The 1,102-nt window shown below is 63.7% G+C and carries 1 protein-coding gene and 1 pseudogene; both read right to left on the bottom strand.

Translation table 11 applies throughout. From position 1 onward, the window contains the following. Nucleotides 1-192: 192 nt before the first annotated feature. Nucleotides 193-633 (bottom strand): annotated as a pseudogene (locus tag A5789_RS01275) (ATP-binding protein); the annotation flags it as partial. Nucleotides 634-815: 182 nt separating this feature from the next. Further along, nucleotides 816-1,037 carry a hypothetical protein gene (locus A5789_RS36210; RefSeq protein ID WP_064903081.1) on the bottom strand — a complete coding sequence of 74 codons (222 nt, stop codon included), beginning with the start codon at nucleotides 1,035-1,037 and terminating at the stop codon, nucleotides 816-818. Between the last annotated feature and the right edge of the window lie 65 nt (nucleotides 1,038-1,102).

The following is a 1,102-nucleotide window of genomic DNA, read 5'->3' as shown; positions in this document are numbered from 1 at the left end:
CCCGGCCATGCCCGATCAGAAAACCACCGCACGGCCTCCGGAACCATCCGCCGGCCGCTACAGTAGAACCGCCTCACGGGTGGGGAATTTCGATGAGCACCACTGGGGAAGTTTCTTGAGCCTCGTCAGCTGACTGCGCTCACCGAATCTCCCCAGCCGGGCTCATCGAAATTCCCCACCCGTGAGGCGGTTCTACTGTAGCGGCCGGCGGATGGTTCCGGAGGCCGTGCGGTGGTTTTCTGATCGGGCATGGTGGTCTCGCAGGCGGTAGGAATCGCCGTCGAGTTTGAGGACCACCGAGCGATGTAGGAGCCGGTCGAGCATGGCCGCGGCGATGATGGTGTCGCCGAGGACTTCGCCCCATTCGGAGACGCTGCGGTTAGTGGTGATCACGATCGATGTCTTCAAGTACCGTTGCGCGACAACCTGAAACAGTGCTGATGCCGCCTCTGCAGGTAACGGCAGGTATCCCAGTTCGTCGATCGCCAGGAGCGTTGGTCCGGCGTAGAAACGCATGCAGGTGGCCCACCGGCCTTCGATCGCAGCTTTGTGGCAGCGGGCCGCCAAATCGGCGGCGGTGGTGACATAGGTGCGGTAGCCGGCGTGCACCGCAGCCCGGGCTAGACCCAAGGCCGCTCAGTTTGGTGTGCTGCCGGGTTGTCAACCGGGTAGCACGCGCACGCTGATGTGGGTTTGGTAGATGGTCCGGTCGATCACCCCCTTGGCGCGGTGTTTGGAGATTGCCCGTTTGACCACGCGAAGGCTGCTGCGGGGCCGGCGATGTGGGAGCAGGTCAGCGCGCACGGCCCGCCCGATCACACCGACGATATCGACAGTCGCGCCGGTGATGACCCGGCCGCATGGACGAGCTGGTCGCGGGCGGTCTGCAAAGCGACGGTGAAACTGCCCCGGTCCGCGACCATGCCCGGTGTGGCCAGCGCGGTATCGGCGATCGCGGTCCGCAACGCCTGGTAGGTGATCAGCAACGCGTAGACCTCCTGCGCGACATCGTCGGCAGTACGCGCCGAGGGTGTCACGAGAACCGTGTAAGTCCGAAGCTAGTTCGGTACTAAATCTATTCTAGCACAATGGAATTCGGTTC

It is taken from the genome of Nocardia sp. 852002-51101_SCH5132738 (assembly GCF_001665695.1).
In the GTDB taxonomy this organism is placed as follows: domain Bacteria; phylum Actinomycetota; class Actinomycetes; order Mycobacteriales; family Mycobacteriaceae; genus Nocardia; species Nocardia nova.
This window is presented reverse-complemented; position numbering and strand designations above follow the sequence as displayed.